The sequence below is a fragment of the Enhydrobacter aerosaccus genome (genome assembly GCF_900167455.1).
Lineage (GTDB): Bacteria > Pseudomonadota > Alphaproteobacteria > Reyranellales > Reyranellaceae > Reyranella > Reyranella aerosaccus.
Genome location: NZ_FUWJ01000001.1, coordinates 1,249,834 through 1,266,072 on the forward strand (window position 1 = coordinate 1,249,834; position 16,239 = coordinate 1,266,072).

Below are 16,239 nucleotides of genomic sequence, written 5' to 3' on the forward strand. Positions count from 1 at the left end.
CTGCATGGAACGGGACACGCGAGCGGTCAGACAGCGGGGCCTTCTTGTTGGCAGCTACAACAAAAAGGCCGCCCATGGGGCGGCCTTTCCGTTGTTCCGAGCGGGTTGCTCAGATCGAGTAGTACATCTTGTACTCGACCGGCGCCGGCTGGTGTTCCCAGTTGTAGACCTCTTCCCACTTGAGCTCCATGTAGGCGTCGATCTGGTCGTCGGTGAACACGCCGCCCTTGGTGAGGAAGCTGCGATCCGCGTCGAGGGCATTGAGCGCCTCGCGCAGCGAGCCAGCCACGGTCGGAACCTTCGACAGCTCCTCCGGCGGCAGGTCGTACAGGTTCTTGTCCATCGGATCGCCCGGATGGATCTTGTTCTGGATGCCGTCGATGCCGGCCATCAGCATCGCCGCGAAGGCGAGGTACGGATTGGCCGACGGGTCGGGGAAGCGCACTTCCACGCGCTTGCCCTTGGGCGAGGACGCGTAGGGGATGCGGCACGAGGCCGAGCGGTTGCGCGAGGAGTAGGCCAGCAGCACCGGCGCCTCGAAGCCCGGGATGACGCGCTTGTAGGAGTTGGTGCTGGCGTTGCAGAAGGCGTTCAGCGCCTTGGCATGCTTGATGATGCCGCCGATGTAGTAGAGCGCCGTCTCGGAGAGATCGGCATAGCCAGAACCGGCGAACAGCGGCTTGCCGTCCTTCCAGATCGACTGGTGGGTGTGCATGCCCGAGCCGTTGTCGCCATAGAGCGGCTTCGGCATGAAGGTCAGCGACTTGCCGTAGCTGTGGGCGACGTTGTGCAGGGTGTACTTGTACTTCTGCACGTTGTCGGCCGTCTTCACCAGCGTGTCGAACTTGAAGCCGAGTTCGTTCTGGCTCGGCGCGACCTCGTGGTGATGGATCTCCATCGTGAGGCCCATCTCGGTCGCCACCGACATCATCTCGGCGCGCAGGTCGTTCATCGAATCGACCGGCTGGACCGGGAAGTAACCGCCCTTGACGCCGGGGCGATGGCCCATGTTGCCGCCCTCGAACTCGGCGCCCGTGTTCCAGGGCGATTCGCTCGAGTTGACCTTGTAGAAGCTGCCCGACATCTGCACGTCGAAGCGGACGTCGTCGAACACGAAGAATTCGAGCTCCGGACCGAACACGGCGGTATCGCCCACGCTCGACGACTTGAGGAAGGCCTCGGCGCGCTTGGCGGTGGAGCGCGGGCAACGCGCATAGAGCTGGCCGGTTGAGGGCTCGACGACGTCGCAATTGACGATCAGGGTCGTCTGCGCCGTGAACGGATCGAGCACCGCCGTGGAGGTATCCGGCATCAGGATCATGTCGGACTCGTTGATCGCCTTCCAGCCGGCGATCGAGGAGCCGTCAAACATAACGCCGTCGACGAACGTGCCTTCGTCGGTGGCAGAGGCCATGCGGGCCGTGTGCTGCCACTTGCCGCGCGGATCAGTGAAACGGAAGTCCACGAACTTCACGTCCTTTTCCTTGATCATCGCGAGAACTTGCTTGGCATCCATTTGTCGTTCGTCCCTTTCCTGTTGGTCGTTCTGGCCCCCCAAAGGGCCGCTTCTCATACGGCGGCGTCGCCGCGCTCGCCAGTACGAATCCGAATGGCATCCTCGATCTGTGACACGAAGATTTTGCCGTCGCCGATGCGACCGGTATGGGCGGAGCTGCGAATGGCCTCGACGGCCTTCTCGACCATCTCGTCCTCGATGATCAACTCGATCTTCACCTTGGGCAGGAAGTCGACGACATACTCGGCGCCGCGATAAAGCTCTGTGTGCCCCTTCTGGCGACCAAAGCCTTTGGCTTCCAACACCGTGATGCCCTTGAGACCGACCTGATTGAGGGCATCCTTCACTTCATCGAGCTTAAAAGGCTTGATGATCGCTTCGATCTTCTTCATTGGCTTGCAACACTCCACGCACAGGCGCCAGTGCTGTCGCTTGTGGCAGCCCTGTAGGTCTTCGAGAAGCAGCTTTCATGCCAGAGTTTTCCACATGAGTGGCGGGTTTTCTTTCGGGATTTTCGCCCGGAAAGTGGGCTGACTGTCCAAGAAGACATCAGAAAGTTGCTCAATAGATAGACAGAGAGATCCATGAAAACCGCCAATGCCATTATGTCCGGGCTTGGGACGACCGTGTTCGAGGTCATGTCTGCGCTGGCACGGGAGCACAAATCGGTGAATCTCGGGCAGGGATTTCCAGACGACAAAGGACCGGAGGAGGTGCGGCGCGCGGCGGCGGAATATCTGCTCGACGGGCACAATCAGTATCCGCCGATGATGGGCATCCCCGAACTGCGCCAGGCCGTCGCCGAGCACGCCAAGCGATTCCAAGGACTCGATGTCGACTGGCAAAGCGAGGTTCTGGTCACCTCTGGCGCCACCGAAGCCCTGGGAGACTGTCTGTTCGGTCTCATCGAGCCGGGAGACGAGGTGGTCCTGATCGAACCGCTTTACGATTCCTATCTGCCCATCGTGCGCCGGGCCGGGGGCATCCCCAAGCTCGTCCGGCTCGAGCCGCCGACATGGCGACTGCCGCGGGAGGAACTGGCGGCGGCATTCAGCGACCGCACCAAGCTGATCCTGTTCAACACACCGATGAACCCGTGCTCGAAGGTCTTCGATCGCGACGAGCTGGAGTTCATCGCCGGGCTTTGCCTCGAGCACAATGCCTATGCCATATGCGACGAGGTCTACGAGCACATCGTCTTCGAAGGGGCTCGGCATCTTTCCCTGATGACTCTGCCGGGGATGCGGGAGCGCACCGCCCGCATCGGCTCGGCCGGCAAGAGCTTCAGCCTCACGGGCTGGAAGGTCGGCTACGTGACGGCCGCGGCCGAGATGATGAGGTCCATTGCCAAGACACACCAGTTCATGACCTTCACGACACCGCCGAATCTCCAGTGGGGAGCGGCCACCGGGCTAAGGTTGAGCGACGCCTATTTCGAGGGGCTTTCGAGCGACATGCAACGCAAGCGCGATCGGCTCGGCAAGGCTCTCGCGGAAATCGGCTTCGGTGTGCTGCCGGCGCACGGTACCTACTTCGTCACGACCGACTTCCGTCCCCTGGGCTTTAATGGAACGGACGATGATTTTTGTCGGGATATCACTGTCAATGCAGGAGTCACGGCGGTGCCCGTGAGCGCCTTCTATGACGATCCCGTTAAGGCTCCCAAACATTTTGCACGCTTCTGTTTTTGCAAGAACGACAGCACCTTAGATGCCGCAATTGACAGGCTTGGCCGGTACTTCACCCGTTAGGCCGACTCTTTTCACAATTTCTTGAGGACGGCTGCGCAAGCTTGGGGCATAGTATTACTGCACTTGCATTGCCAATATCAGTAGCCGACTTGTCAAAGTCGGCTTTGAGTTTTGGCGTGTGTCGTGCGCATTGTGTGCCAATTCATGGATCAAATCTTGTCACTGCCTGCAAAGTCTCCTCGAATCGACGGTCGACGCCTGCGAAGCGAGCGGACCAAACAGCTCATTATCGAGGCATTTCTGTCGCTGGTCCGGGAAGATCCCAAGATGCCGACGGCAACACAGATTGCCGAGCGCGCCGGCTATTCGGTGCGATCTGTGTTCGAGCGATTTCCAGATCTCAATGCCCTGCGGATCGCCGCGACCGACTATGCCCTGGCCCAGGCTGCCGCACTGGCGCCGGCGCGGAATGTGGATGGCGATCGCATGACGCGCCTGAAGTCCCAGGTTGAGACGCGTGCCGGGACCTGTGAGCGGGGCGTTGCGTTGTGGCGCCTGCTGATGAGCATTAAAGAGGAGTCGGAGGAGCTCAAGGCGCGGGTCCGTCGCGCCCGGGGCATCACGATGGGCAGGCTCGAGCTTATGTACAAGCCCGAGCTGGCAACCTTGCCCGACACGGAAAGACGAGATGTCCTGATCGCACTCGAGGCGTTGACGGACATGGAAAGCTGGGCTCGCATGAGAGAGCATCACGGATTGCGCTTCGATGAGGCGCGCGATGTATGGATTTTCGCCATTGACCGGCTGCTGCCGCCGACGCCACCGACTGGTTGATGATGCCAATGGATCGAGCGATCGTGGAACATACTCCTTCTGAAGCCGCAAACCCGAGAGCCAGCGAGGCGGAAATCAGACCGACCCGCGTGGACGGACGCCATCTGCGCAGCGAACGCACCAAGCGGCTGATCGTGGAGGCGTACATGGTCCTGGTGCGCGAGGGCGCACAGATGCCGACAGCGGTCCAGATCGCCGAGCGGGCCGGCTATTCCGTGCGGTCGATCTTCGAGCGGTTCCCGGATCTGCATGCGCTGCGTGTCGCCGCGACCGACTATGCAATCGGCGAGGCGAAGGCAGCGGGGATGCCGCGCGATCTCGACGCGGATCGCGATACCCGAATCCGATCCCAAGTCGAGGCCCGTGCGACCGGATGCGAGCGTTGGTTGCCGCTATGGCGCGTGCTTAACGCCAATGCGAGCGATTCGGCGGAGCTCCAGCAGCGTATCAAGGTCATTCGGCAGCTCATCGTGATGCGCATCGAGGCCATGTTCAGGCCCGAGCTCTCGGCGCTGCCCGACGTCGAGAGAAAGAGGACGGTCCTCGCCCTCGAGGCGCTGATGGATTTCGAGAGCTGGGCCCGGATGAAGGAGATGTTCGGTCTGTCGCGCGAGGAAGCCTGCAACGTCTGGATCCGCGCGATCGATCGACTTCTGCCGCCGGCGCCGCCAGCCCCGCCGATTTCTTGACGCTCCGGGCCGCTAAGCGTAGGAAGGCGCGCCTTCGTTGGAAGTGCCTGGCGGTGGCGGCCGTAGCTCAGTTGGTTAGAGCGCCAGATTGTGATTCTGGATGTCGCCGGTTCAAGTCCGGTCGGCCGCCCCAACCGCCCATACTCTCATGAACGAACCACGTCTCATGAACGAACGACGTCCGCTCAGAGACATTATCCCCCAAGACGACCTGGTCCTCCTGACCTGCTCGGAGATGGCGGCCGCCGATTCGGCCGCGATTGCAGCGGGTACACCGGGGACGGAACTGATGGAGGCAGCCGGGGCTGCCGTCGCAGGTACTGTCGTCGAACGATACCGTCGCCAGCCGGTCGTCGTCCTTTGCGGACCTGGAAACAACGGCGGGGACGGCTTCGTCGTGGCCCGGCGTCTTCATGCAGCGGGCTGGCCGGTGCGGCTTGCGCTCCTGGGATCGCTGGCCGCGCTCAAAGGAGACGCGGCGCGGGCGGCTCATCTGTGGAAAAGACCGGTCGAATCGATCTCCGCTCATCTCCTGGATGGGCGTCCCTTGGTCATCGACGCGCTGTTCGGCGCCGGACTGACCCGTCCCGTCGAGGGAGCAGCGGCCGATATTCTGGCGCGCGTCGAGGCATTGGGCCTGCCGGTGGTGGCCGTGGATGTGCCGACCGGCCTGCATGGCGACACCGGCGCGGTGTTGGGACGTTCGATCAAGGCTGCGCTCACCGTGACCTTCTTCCGGCCCAAGCCCGGGCACTTCTCGGTCGAAGGGCGCCGGCTGTGCGGGGAGATCCGCGTCGCCGATATCGGCATCCCGGAAGCGGTGCTTGGCGGGATCCGGCCCAAATTGTGGAAGAACGATCCGCGCCTGTGGGCCACGCTGCTGCGGCGGGACGATGTCGACGACCACAAATACAAGCGTGGCCATCTCACGGTCCTTGGAGGGGCCTCTTCGACCGGTGCCGCCAGACTGGCTGCGCTGGCCGGCAGGCGAATCGGAGCGGGCCTGGTATCGATCGCGGCGCCTCGGTCGGCGCTTGCCGTTTACCAAGGCGCGGAGCCCGGCAATCTCGTGGTGGAAAGCGATGGCGACGAGGCCTTCGCACAACTGCTTGCCGACGAGCGGCGGAATGCCGTCCTGATCGGTCCTGGATCGGGGCGCAACGAGCGCACCCGCCAGGCCGCGCTGGCGGCTCTCAAGGCCGATCGGGCCACGGTGTTGGATGCCGATGCCGTTACGGTCTTCGCCGATCGTCCGTCGGCACTTTTCGATGCCGTGTCGGGGCCGGTCCTGATGACGCCTCACGCCGGCGAATTCGCCCGACTGTTCCCCGATCTCGTCGCGATGCCCAGCAAGGTCGAACGCGCCCGCGCGGCGGCTCGCCGCAGCGGCGCCACAATCCTGCTTAAGGGACCCGACACGGTCGTCGCTGCACCGGATGGCAGGGCTATCATCAACGTCCATGCGTCGCCGGCCCTGGCGACGGCGGGCTCTGGGGATGTCCTCGCCGGCATTGCCGGTGGTCTCATGGCTCAGGGCATGGCGCCTTTGGCGGCCGGAGCGGCCGGGGCATGGATCCACGGCGAGGCCGCGTATCGTTTTGGAAGAGCGGGAATGATTGCCGAAGACCTGATCGATTGCCTGCCGGAAGCATTAGGTGCGGCGATGAATTGACCGCCTCGCAAGCGCGGGCTAAGAGGCCCGCGACTCGGCCCTCGCGGCACCCGGCTCGCAGGCCCTGGCGTGCGCTAGGGCTCAGTCGGGCGGGCGTGGTGAAATTGGTAGACACGCGAGATTTAGGTTCTCGTGCCGCAAGGCGTGGGGGTTCAAGTCCCTCCGCCCGCACCAAACAGAAAAGATGGAAGTGAAGAGAATGCAAGTCACGGAACTGTCGGCCGAAGGGCTGAAGCGGCAATTCAAGATCGTCGTTCCCGCGGGTGACCTGTCGGCGAAGGTCGACGAGCGCCTGGCCGAGCTCGCACGCACGGCACAGATGCCGGGCTTCCGTCCGGGCAAGGTTCCTGTGGGCCTGCTCAAGAAGCAGTATGGCCAAGCGCTCTATGGCGACGCCTTGGAGCAGGCCGTGAATCAGAGCACGGCCAAGGCGATCGAGGATCGCGGTCTGAAGCCTGCGCTGCAGCCGAAAGTCGACCTGAAAGAGCTGGGCGAGGGCAAGGACGTCGAGTTCGAGGTGGCGATCGAGCTTCTCCCAGAGATCGGTCAGCTCGACTTCTCCGGTATCGAACTCGAGCGCCTCAAGGCCGACGTGCCGGAGAAGGACGTGGACGACGCGCTCGACCGCATCGCCAAGGCCAATCGCGAGCAGAAGCCGGTGGATCCGCCGCGACCGGCGCAGAAGGGCGATGCGATCAAGCTCGACTTCGTCGGTTCGGTCGATGGCGTCGAATTTCCCGGCGGCAAGGCTGAAGACTACGTGCTCGAGCTGGGTTCTGGGAACTTCATCCCGGGCTTCGAGGACCAGCTCGTTGGCGCCGAAATCGACAAGCCGATCGACGTGAAGGTGACGTTCCCGGCCGAGTACGGCGCCAAGGAACTGGCGGGCAAGGACGCCGTGTTCAAGTGCACCGTGAAGGAGATTCGCGAGTTCGTCGACAAGCCGGCCGACGACGAGCTGGCGAAGAAAAACAACTTCGAGAATCTCGAGGCCATGCGCAAGGCCGTGAGCGACCGGATTGGCCAAGACTATGCCCGGATCTCGCGCTCGATGGTCAAGCGGCAGCTGCTCGACAAGCTGGCGGATGCCTACAAGTTCGCCGTGCCGGACGGCCTGGTGGAGGCCGAATTCGACTCGATCTGGCGTCGCATCGAGGAAGCCAAGAAGAATGGCGAGAAGTTCGAGGGTGACGAAGAGAAGCTGCGGAAGGAATACCGGGACATCGCCGAACGTCGCGTTCGCCTCGGTCTGCTGCTGGCGGATGTTGGCCGGTCGAACAGCATCGACGTGACGCCCGAGGAGCTAAATCAGGCCGTAATGCGCGAGGCGATGCGCTACCCCGGCCAGGAGCGCCAGGTCCTCGAGTTCTACGGCAAGAATGCCGAACTCAAGGAGCAGCTGCGGGCGCCGATCTTCGAGGAGAAGACGGTCGATTTCATCCTGGAACTTGCGAAGGTGACGGACAAGTCAGTTACCCCGGAGGAACTGATGAAGGCGGCTCGCGAGGCGGAAGAGGCGGAGGACGCCCCGTCCGAGGCGGCCACGAATTGATCCAGTGCCGGCGGTCTTGAACAGGGCCGCCGGCGCTGCCACCTTTTGTCTGTTAGTTCCAGAGGGGGTTCGGCGATGAGCCGCGAGCGCGATCCGCTGCAAGTCTACAATAACTACTACGTTCCCATGGTCGTCGAGCAGTCGGCCCGGGGCGAGCGCGGCTATGACATCTGGTCGAGGCTCCTGAAGGAGCGGATCGTGTTCCTGAACGGGCCGATCGAAGACAATGTCGCCGGGCTGCTCTGTGCGCAGCTGCTCTATCTCGAATCCGAGAACCCGACCAAGGACATTTCCTTCTATATCAACTCGCCGGGCGGCGTGGTGACGTCGGGGCTGGCGATTTACGACACGATGCAATACGTGCGGCCCCAGATTTCCACCCTGGTTTTCGGCCAGGCTGCGTCGGCGGGCTCGCTCCTGCTCATGGCCGGTGCCAAGGGCAAACGGTTTTCGCTGCCCAACGCTCGTATCATGATCCATCAGCCCTCGGGCGGCGCCCAGGGCCAGGCGACGGACATCGAGATCCATGCCAAGGAGATCCTGCAGACCAGGGCACGGCTGAACCAGATGTACGTTCATCATACTGGCCGGACGATCGAGGAGATCGAACGGGCCATGGAGCGTGACAAGTTCTTTTCTCCCCCCGAAGCCAAGGAGTTCGGGTTGATCGACGACGTGCTGGAGAATCGGCCGCTGCCGACGATCCAGGCGGCTGCCTCCTAGGAGCCGCGACCAATCGCTTCCTATTCGCAGGGGGACACACCATATTTTGGGGTTGTCGCCCTGAGGGAGGCACGTTTAACATTACACTTGTGTGCGGGCTCGCCGGCAGCGAGCCCCCCAAGCGGAGGTGCGTTACAGACATGCCAGCCGCCAAATCCGGGGGCGATTCCCGCAATACCCTCTACTGCAGCTTCTGCGGCAAGAGCCAGCATGAGGTCCGTAAGCTCATTGCTGGCCCGACGGTATTCATCTGTGATGAATGCGTCGAACTTTGCATGGATATCATTCGGGAGGAGAGCAAGACGACCTTGGTCAAATCCAAGGACGGCGTGCCCTCGCCGAAGGAAATCCGTCAGATACTCGACGACTACGTGATCGGCCAGGATCAAGCCAAGCGCATCCTGGCGGTTGCCGTGCACAACCACTACAAGCGGCTCGGTCACGGCGGCAAGGCGAACGATGTCGAGATCGCCAAGTCGAACATCATGCTGATCGGCCCGACCGGTTGCGGCAAGACGTTGCTCGCGCAGACACTGGCGCGGATGCTCGACGTGCCGTTCACCATGGCCGACGCGACGACGCTGACCGAAGCCGGCTATGTCGGCGAGGATGTCGAGAACATCATCCTCAAACTCCTGCAGGCCGCCGACTACAACGTCGAGCGGGCCCAGCGCGGCATCGTCTATATCGACGAGGTCGACAAGATCAGCCGCAAGTCCGATAACCCCTCGATCACCAGGGATGTGTCGGGTGAGGGCGTGCAGCAGGCCCTGCTGAAGATCATGGAAGGCACGGTCGCCTCCGTTCCGCCCCAGGGTGGCCGAAAGCATCCACAGCAGGAATTCCTGCAGGTCGACACCACCAACATCCTGTTCATCTGCGGCGGTGCCTTCTCGGGTCTCGACAAGATCATCTCCCAGCGGCGCCAGGGGACCTCGATCGGGTTCGGTGCCGAGGTGAGGGGGCCGGACGACCGCCGCACCGGCGAGGTACTTCGGGACCTCGAACCTGAGGATCTCCTGAAGTACGGTCTGATTCCCGAGTTTGTCGGCCGCTTGCCGGTAGTCGCAACGCTTGAGGACCTGGACGAGAGCGCCCTGATCGAGATCCTGACCCGGCCGAAGAACGCTTTGCTGAAGCAATACCAGCGGCTCTTCGACATGGAGAACGTGAAGCTCAAGTTCACGGACGATGCGCTGCGGGCGGTCGCCCAGAAGGCCATCCTGCGCAAGACGGGCGCTCGCGGTCTGCGGTCGATCATGGAGACCGTGCTGCTCGACACCATGTACGACCTGCCGTCCCTGGACGGCGTCGACGAAGTGGTCATCAACCGCGAAGTCATCGAAGGTCGCGCTCAGCCGCTTTATGTGCACGGCGAGCGCAAGGAAGGCGTCGCTGCAGCGCCGGCCTGAGTTTTGCAACACTGGCGGCGGCTACAGCCGCCAGCTTACTTCCGGGGCCTTGAACGGACCCCCGTTCGAGCCAATCTCTGCAACTGAGTGTGCGTGGCTTTCTGCCGCCAATTGCCCACGTTTGGGGGTTACGGCCGGGGTGCGCGACAGCTCTAACAGCATATGTAGCGAGGCATCATGAACGCCCCCACCCAACAAGGAAATGTCTATCCGGTCCTGCCGTTGCGCGACATCGTCGTGTTCCCCGGTATGATCGTTCCCCTCTTCGTCGGTCGCGAGAAGAGCGTGAAAGCGCTCGAAGAGGTCATGAAGGACGACAAGCAGATCCTGCTGATCGCCCAGAAGAACGCGACCCAGGACGATCCCGGTCCCGACGATATCTACAATATCGGTACGCTCGGCACGGTGCTGCAGCTCCTGAAACTGCCGGACGAGACGGTGAAGGTCCTCGTCGAGGGCGGGAAGCGCGTGCGCATCGACGGCTACACCGATCGCGCCGATTTCTTCGAGGCGCGCGCTGTCGAGATGGAGGAGGCGTCGGGAGATCCGGCCGAGCTTCAGGCTGCGGCGCGGACCGTCGTTTCCGAATTCGAAAACTATGTGAAGCTGAACAAGAAGGTGCCGCCGGAGGTTGTGGTCTCGATCAACAAGATCGAGGAGCCGACCAAGCTCGCGGACACCATCTCGGCGCATCTGGCGCTCAAGGTTGCCGACAAGCAGCAATTGCTCGAACTCGACTCGGTGTCCAAGCGGCTGGAGCGGATCCTCGGCCTGATGGAAGGCGAGATCGGCGTGCTGCAAGTGGAGAAGAAGATCCGCAATCGCGTGAAGCGTCAGATGGAGAAGACGCAGCGCGAGTATTATCTGAACGAGCAGATGAAGGCGATCCAGAAGGAGCTTGGCGAGACCGAGGACGGTCGCGACGAGATCTCCGAACTGGAGAAGCGCATCAAGAAGACGCGGCTCAGCAAGGAAGCGCGCGAAAAGGCCAACGGCGAGCTCAAGAAGCTGCGCACGATGAGCCCGATGTCCGCCGAGGCAACGGTGGTGCGCAACTACCTCGACTGGCTGCTGTCCATTCCGTGGCGCAAGCCGACCAAGATCATCAAGGATCTGAAGTACGCCGAGGATGTCCTCAATGCCGATCATCACGGCCTTGAGAAGGTGAAGGAGCGGATCCTCGAATATCTTGCCGTGCAGCAGCGCGTCGAGAAGATGAAGGGTCCCATCCTGTGCCTGGTCGGCCCTCCGGGCGTCGGCAAGACCTCGCTCGGCAAGTCGATCGCCAAGGCGACCGGCCGTAACTTCGTGCGCATGTCGCTGGGCGGCGTGCGGGACGAGGCCGAGATCCGCGGCCATCGCCGGACCTATATCGGCTCGCTGCCGGGCAAGGTCATCCAGAGCATGAAGAAGGCGAAGTCGTCGAACCCGCTCTTCCTGCTCGACGAGATCGACAAGCTCGGGGCGGATTTCCGCGGCGATCCGTCGTCGGCGCTGCTCGAGGTTCTGGACCCCGAACAGAATGCGACCTTCAACGACCACTATCTCGAGATCGATTACGATCTGTCGAACGTGATGTTCATCACGACGGCCAACTCGCTGCGCATGGCGCAGCCGCTGTTGGACCGCATGGAGATCATCCGGCTGGCGGGTTACACCGAGGACGAGAAGGTGGCCATTGCCCGCAAGCATCTGATCCCCAAGCAGATCGAGGCGAACGGCCTGAAGGACAACGAACTTGACATCCATGACGACGCCGTCCGCGATCTCGTGCGCTATTACACGCGCGAGGCCGGGGTGCGTAATCTGGAGCGCGAGATCGCGAACCTGGCTCGCAAGGCCACCAAGGAAATCCTCATGAAGGGGACGACCAAGGTGAAGGTTACCGCCAAGAACCTCGACAAGTATGCCGGCGTCCGCCGATTCCGCTTCGGCGAGGCCGAACTCGAGGATCTGGTCGGCATCACCACCGGCCTGGCCTGGACTGAAGTCGGCGGCGAGCTGCTTCAGGTCGAAGCCGTGCTGGTGCCAGGCCGGGGCCGCGTGACGGTCACGGGCAAACTGGGCGATGTCATGCAGGAGTCGGTGCAGGCGGCGAACGCCTATGTCCGCTCCCGCGCGGCGGCCTTCGGCATCAAGCAGGCGATGTTCGAGAAGCGCGACATTCACGTGCACGTGCCGGAAGGCGCGACGCCCAAGGATGGTCCGTCGGCGGGCGTCGCCATGATCACGTCGATCGTGTCGGCACTGACCGGAAATCCGGTGCGCAAGGAAGTGGCGATGACGGGCGAGATCAGCCTGCGTGGCCGGGTCCTGCCGATCGGCGGCCTCAAGGAGAAGCTGCTGGCCGCGTTGCGTGGCGGCCTGAAGACCGTGCTCATTCCCAAGGAGAACGAGCGCGACCTGCCGGAAATTCCCGAAAATGTGAAGAAGGGACTGGAGATCGTCCCGGTCTCCACCGTCGACGAAGTGCTGGCACGGGCTCTGGCGAAGCCGCTGGTTGCAATCGAGTGGCCGGATGATCTGGAGCCGGTCGCCAAGAAGCCGGCGGAAAATCCGGAAGGGATGATGGCTCACTAAGGACCGTTCGTCCTCCATTACGAACTGTAGAGCGAAGCCTCGGAGAGATCCGAGGCTTCGTCGCTTTTACGCCATTGGTTGCGGTCTAATGGATGATTCGGCTACAAAATGTGGTATTCCTCGTTGACGCCGTTTTCGCGCCGCCCTTACACTTGAGGGTGCCGGTTTTTGCAGGGATTGCCCGTGAATAAGCACGATCTCATCGCCGCCGTCGCCGCTTCGACCAATCTTTCCAAGACCGACGCCGCTAATGCCGTCGATTCGATTCTGACCGTGATCACGAAGTCGCTGAAAAAGAGGGAGAAAGTCCTTCTGGTCGGATTCGGGACTTTCCAGGTGTCGAAGCGTAATGCAGGCGAGGGCCGCAACCCGCAAACGGGGGAGAAGATCAAGATCCCGGCGGCGATCGTACCTCGATTCCGTCCGAGCAAAGCCCTCAAGGACGCCGTCAACTAGCCTGGCGAAGCATCGGCAAAATTACGAAAGCCGTAGCGCACTTCTGGCGTGGCTATGCTAGGAGGGCGGCGAGGGCGATTAGCTCAGTTGGTAGAGCGCCTCCTTTACACGGAGGATGTCGGCGGTTCGAGTCCGTCATCGCCCACCATTGCCGCTGCTGTTTTGCGTGCGTTTTCGCTCGCTTGCGGAAAATTCAGATATTTCCGGCATTTACACACCATCTCGCGAGTGCAGTATGCTTGACACCCCATAGGGGGTCCTTTATCTCTCCGCGCGCCGCTTGGGGCTTTTGCGGGCGTAGTTCAGTTGGTTAGAACGCCGGCCTGTCACGCCGGAGGTCGCGGGTTCGAGTCCCGTCGCTCGCGCCAGCCCAAGTGCTGGCAGCCCAAGGGCAGAAGATCCGGGGGGGCACAAGGGGTGACGATGGAAGCTCTTCTTCGGGAATACCTTCCCATTCTGATCTTCCTCGGTCTCGCATTGGCCCTCGTGGCCGCGATGGTCGGCGGCTCCTACCTGATCGCGCGTCAGAATCCGAACTCCGAGAAACTGTCGCCCTTCGAGTGCGGCTTTCCGCCCTTCGACGATGCCCGAGGGCAGTTCGACGTGCGTTTCTACCTTGTGGCAATTCTGTTCATCATCTTCGACCTCGAGGTCGCGTTTCTCTTTCCGTGGGCCGTGGCGCTCGGCGACATCGGTGTCTTCGGCTTTTGGTCGATGATGCTGTTCCTCGGCGTCTTGACCGTCGGTTTCATCTATGAGTGGCGCAAGGGAGCGTTGGAATGGGAGTAGTCACTCCAGCACGATCCAACCTGGTTAATCCCGCTGCCGATGCGGCGCTATCGCGGGCGTTGAACGACGAGCTCGCCGACAAGGGCTTCGTCGTTGCCCAACTCGACAAGCTCGTCAACTGGGCGCGTTCCGGTTCGTTGTGGGGGCTGACCTTTGGTCTCGCCTGCTGTGGCGTGGAAATGATCCATTGCTGGATGAGCCGCTACGATCTGGATCGTTTCGGCGTTGCGCCGATGCCGAGCCCGCGCTCGGCCGACGTGATGATCGTGGCCGGGACGCTGACCAACAAGATGGCTCCGGCCCTGCGCAAGGTCTACGACCAGATGGCCGAGCCGCGCTACGTCATCTCCATGGGGTCCTGCGCCAACGGCGGCGGCTACTATCACTACAGCTATTCGGTCGTGCGTGGCTGTGACCGTGTCGTGCCGGTGGACATTTACGTGCCGGGTTGCCCGCCGACGGCAGAGGCGCTGCTGTACGGCGTCCTCCAGCTCCAGAAGAAGGTCCGTCGCGTCGGAACGCTGGTGCGCTGATGGAGCCGATCAACGAGCTTGGTGAGCATATCGCTCGGGCGAGCGGTGCCGCAGACGCGGCCTATGTGCGCCTCGGCGAGCTGATGCTCGAGACGACGCCGGACAAGATCATCGCCCTGCTGACCTTCCTGCGCGACGATCCCAAGTGCCTGTTCAAGCAGCTCGTCGATGTCAGCGGCGTCGATTGGCCGGAGCGCGAGAAGCGCTTCGATGTCGTCTACAACCTGCTGAGCCTGGTGCATAACCAGCGCGTGCGCGTGAAGGTGGCGACGGACGAGGCGACGCCGGTTCCGTCGGCGGCGCCGGTGTTCAGCTCGGCAACCTGGTTCGAGCGCGAGACCTACGATCTCTACGGTGTCTGGTTCGCCGACCATCCGGATCTGCGGCGGATCCTGACCGACTATGGCTTCGAAGGTCACCCGCTGCGCAAGGATTTCCCGCTCACCGGCTTCGTCGAGGTGCGGTGGGACGACGTGCAGAAGCGCGTCATCTACGAGCCGGTGAAGCTCGCCCAGGAGTTCCGCAAGTTCGACTTCCTCAGCCCGTGGGAAGGCGGCGTCGAGCGGGTACTGCCGGGCGACGAAAAAGCGACAAAGGCGAGCTGATATGGCCGACGTCGAGATCAAGACGCTGACGATGAACTTCGGGCCGCAGCATCCTGCGGCGCACGGCGTGCTGCGTCTGGTGATAGAGATGGATGGCGAGATCGTTGAACGCTGCGATCCGCATATCGGCCTTCTCCATCGCGGCACCGAGAAGCTCATCGAATACAAGAGCTACCTGCAGGCCGTGCCGTACTTCGATCGGCTGGACTACGTGTCGCCGATGAACCAGGAGCACGCCTACGCGCTTGCCGTCGAGAAGCTGCTGGGCATCACGGTTCCGGAGCGCGGCCAGTACATTCGCGTGCTGTTCTCCGAGGTCACGCGCATCCTCAATCATCTGCTGAACGTCACGACATTCGCGATGGATGTCGGCGCCTTGACGCCGCCGCTGTGGGGCTTCGAGCAGCGTGAGCTGCTGATGGAGTTCTACGAAGGCGTGAGCGGCGCCCGCATGCATGCGGCCTATTTCCGTCCCGGCGGCGTGCACCAGGATCTGCCGGACGGCATGCTCGACGCCATGGAACGGTGGACCGTCCAGTTCTACCCGTTCCTGAAGGACATCGAGAACCTGCTGAACGACAACCGCATCTTCCGCCAGCGTACGGTCGATATCGGTGTCGTTTCCAAGGAGCAGGCGCTCGACTGGGCCTTCTCCGGGCCGATGATCCGCGCCTGCGGACTGCCCTGGGATCTGCGCAAGTCGCAGCCGTATGACGTCTACGACCGGATGGATTTCGACATTCCCATCGGCAAGACCGGCGACTGTTTCGCGCGCTATCTGGTGCGCGTCGAGGAGATGTATCAGAGCGCCCGCATCATGGAGCAGTGCATCAAGGCGCTGCGGACCGTGAAGGGAGCCGTGCGCATCGACGATCGCAAGATCGCGCCGCCACGGCGCGCCGAGATGAAGGGCTCGATGGAAGCCCTGATCCATCATTTCAAGCTCTATACCGAAGGGTACAAGGTTCCCGCCGGCGAGACCTACACCGCAGTCGAGGCGCCGAAAGGCGAATTCGCCGTGTATCTGGTCTCGGACGGCACCAACAAGCCTTACCGTTGCAAGATCCGCGCGCCGGGATTCCCCCATCTGCAGGCGCTCGACATGATGACTCGTGGCCATCAGCTCGCCGACATGTCGGCGAATATCGGCTCGCTCGACATCGTGTTCGGCGAGATCGACCGCTAGG

At 62.4% G+C, this 16,239-nt stretch carries 15 protein-coding genes and 4 tRNA genes; 17 read left to right on the forward strand and 2 right to left on the reverse strand.

Translation table 11 applies throughout. The features are described 5' to 3' along the window. Positions 1-109: 109 nt before the first annotated feature. Positions 110-1,516 carry a type I glutamate--ammonia ligase gene (gene glnA, locus B5D62_RS05875; protein ID WP_085932845.1) on the reverse strand — a complete coding sequence of 469 codons (1,407 nt, stop codon included), beginning with the start codon at positions 1,514-1,516 and terminating at the stop codon, positions 110-112. Positions 1,517-1,569: 53 nt separating this feature from the next. Further along, on the reverse strand, positions 1,570-1,908 hold the full coding sequence (locus B5D62_RS05880) for a P-II family nitrogen regulator (protein WP_085932846.1): 339 nt from the start codon (positions 1,906-1,908) through the stop codon (positions 1,570-1,572). 192 nt (positions 1,909-2,100) lie between these two features. Between B5D62_RS05880 and B5D62_RS05885 the strand changes: the two genes are divergently transcribed. The 17 genes from B5D62_RS05885 (at position 2,101) to B5D62_RS05965 (ending at position 16,238) form a co-directional block, all read left to right on the forward strand. Then, entirely contained in the window at positions 2,101-3,267 is a 1,167-nt protein-coding gene (locus B5D62_RS05885) for an aminotransferase (protein ID WP_085932847.1), read from the forward strand. A gap of 111 nt (positions 3,268-3,378) precedes the next feature. Then, a complete protein-coding gene (locus B5D62_RS05890; RefSeq protein WP_139373733.1) occupies positions 3,379-4,041 on the forward strand; it encodes a TetR/AcrR family transcriptional regulator in 663 nt (220 codons plus the stop codon). An 89-nt stretch (positions 4,042-4,130) separates the two neighbouring features. Further along, complete coding sequence (locus tag B5D62_RS05895; RefSeq protein ID WP_085932849.1) at positions 4,131-4,730, forward strand: TetR/AcrR family transcriptional regulator; 600 nt, start codon at positions 4,131-4,133, stop codon at positions 4,728-4,730. 56 nt (positions 4,731-4,786) lie between these two features. After that, positions 4,787-4,863 (forward strand) — tRNA-His (locus B5D62_RS05900). Positions 4,864-4,896: 33 nt separating this feature from the next. Continuing rightward, positions 4,897-6,402, forward strand: a complete 1,506-nt coding sequence (locus tag B5D62_RS05905; protein ID WP_085932850.1) for an NAD(P)H-hydrate dehydratase — start codon at positions 4,897-4,899, stop codon at positions 6,400-6,402. Positions 6,403-6,491: 89 nt separating this feature from the next. Continuing rightward, positions 6,492-6,576, forward strand: a tRNA-Leu gene (locus B5D62_RS05910). A gap of 25 nt (positions 6,577-6,601) precedes the next feature. Beyond that, complete coding sequence (gene tig, locus B5D62_RS05915) at positions 6,602-7,954, forward strand: trigger factor (protein WP_085932851.1); 1,353 nt, start codon at positions 6,602-6,604, stop codon at positions 7,952-7,954. Positions 7,955-8,029: 75 nt separating this feature from the next. Continuing rightward, complete coding sequence (locus B5D62_RS05920) at positions 8,030-8,677, forward strand: ATP-dependent Clp protease proteolytic subunit (protein ID WP_085932852.1); 648 nt, start codon at positions 8,030-8,032, stop codon at positions 8,675-8,677. A gap of 140 nt (positions 8,678-8,817) precedes the next feature. Then, entirely contained in the window at positions 8,818-10,089 is a 1,272-nt protein-coding gene (clpX, locus tag B5D62_RS05925) for an ATP-dependent Clp protease ATP-binding subunit ClpX (protein WP_085932853.1), read from the forward strand. A gap of 177 nt (positions 10,090-10,266) precedes the next feature. Beyond that, on the forward strand, positions 10,267-12,669 hold the full coding sequence (gene lon / locus B5D62_RS05930) for an endopeptidase La (RefSeq protein ID WP_085932854.1): 2,403 nt from the start codon (positions 10,267-10,269) through the stop codon (positions 12,667-12,669). A gap of 183 nt (positions 12,670-12,852) precedes the next feature. After that, on the forward strand, positions 12,853-13,125 hold the full coding sequence (locus B5D62_RS05935; protein ID WP_085932855.1) for an HU family DNA-binding protein: 273 nt from the start codon (positions 12,853-12,855) through the stop codon (positions 13,123-13,125). A 72-nt stretch (positions 13,126-13,197) separates the two neighbouring features. Beyond that, a tRNA-Val gene (locus tag B5D62_RS05940) sits at positions 13,198-13,273 on the forward strand. A 143-nt stretch (positions 13,274-13,416) separates the two neighbouring features. Beyond that, positions 13,417-13,493, forward strand: a tRNA-Asp gene (locus B5D62_RS05945). 55 nt (positions 13,494-13,548) lie between these two features. Beyond that, complete coding sequence (locus tag B5D62_RS05950) at positions 13,549-13,914, forward strand: NADH-quinone oxidoreductase subunit A (RefSeq protein ID WP_085932856.1); 366 nt, start codon at positions 13,549-13,551, stop codon at positions 13,912-13,914. Continuing rightward, a complete protein-coding gene (locus tag B5D62_RS05955; protein WP_085932857.1) occupies positions 13,905-14,447 on the forward strand; it encodes a NuoB/complex I 20 kDa subunit family protein in 543 nt (180 codons plus the stop codon). Before B5D62_RS05950 ends, B5D62_RS05955 begins: the two co-directional genes overlap by 10 nt. Further along, entirely contained in the window at positions 14,447-15,052 is a 606-nt protein-coding gene (locus tag B5D62_RS05960) for an NADH-quinone oxidoreductase subunit C (RefSeq protein ID WP_139373734.1), read from the forward strand. The genes B5D62_RS05955 and B5D62_RS05960 overlap by 1 nt, the downstream gene beginning before the upstream one ends. Before the next feature lies 1 nt (position 15,053). Then, on the forward strand, positions 15,054-16,238 hold the full coding sequence (locus B5D62_RS05965; protein WP_085932858.1) for an NADH-quinone oxidoreductase subunit D: 1,185 nt from the start codon (positions 15,054-15,056) through the stop codon (positions 16,236-16,238). Position 16,239: the final 1 nt, after the last annotated feature.

What these genes read in the sequence shown, in the direction of transcription:
- clpX (WP_085932853.1), top strand. Translation starts at nt 8,818, where the DNA reads ATGCCAGCCGCCAAATCCGGGGGCGATTCCCGCAATACCCTCTACTGC.
- lon (WP_085932854.1), top strand. Translation starts at nt 10,267, where the DNA reads ATGAACGCCCCCACCCAACAAGGAAATGTCTATCCGGTCCTGCCGTTG.
- B5D62_RS05920 (WP_085932852.1), top strand. Translation starts at nt 8,030, where the DNA reads ATGAGCCGCGAGCGCGATCCGCTGCAAGTCTACAATAACTACTACGTT.
- B5D62_RS05885 (WP_085932847.1), top strand. Translation starts at nt 2,101, where the DNA reads ATGAAAACCGCCAATGCCATTATGTCCGGGCTTGGGACGACCGTGTTC.
- B5D62_RS05905 (WP_085932850.1), top strand. Translation starts at nt 4,897, where the DNA reads ATGAACGAACGACGTCCGCTCAGAGACATTATCCCCCAAGACGACCTG.
- tig (WP_085932851.1), top strand. Translation starts at nt 6,602, where the DNA reads ATGCAAGTCACGGAACTGTCGGCCGAAGGGCTGAAGCGGCAATTCAAG.
- B5D62_RS05955 (WP_085932857.1), top strand. Translation starts at nt 13,905, where the DNA reads ATGGGAGTAGTCACTCCAGCACGATCCAACCTGGTTAATCCCGCTGCC.
- glnA (WP_085932845.1), bottom strand. Translation starts at nt 1,516, where the DNA reads ATGGATGCCAAGCAAGTTCTCGCGATGATCAAGGAAAAGGACGTGAAG.
- B5D62_RS05960 (WP_139373734.1), top strand. Translation starts at nt 14,447, where the DNA reads ATGGAGCCGATCAACGAGCTTGGTGAGCATATCGCTCGGGCGAGCGGT.
- B5D62_RS05965 (WP_085932858.1), top strand. Translation starts at nt 15,054, where the DNA reads ATGGCCGACGTCGAGATCAAGACGCTGACGATGAACTTCGGGCCGCAG.
- B5D62_RS05950 (WP_085932856.1), top strand. Translation starts at nt 13,549, where the DNA reads ATGGAAGCTCTTCTTCGGGAATACCTTCCCATTCTGATCTTCCTCGGT.
- B5D62_RS05880 (WP_085932846.1), bottom strand. Translation starts at nt 1,908, where the DNA reads ATGAAGAAGATCGAAGCGATCATCAAGCCTTTTAAGCTCGATGAAGTG.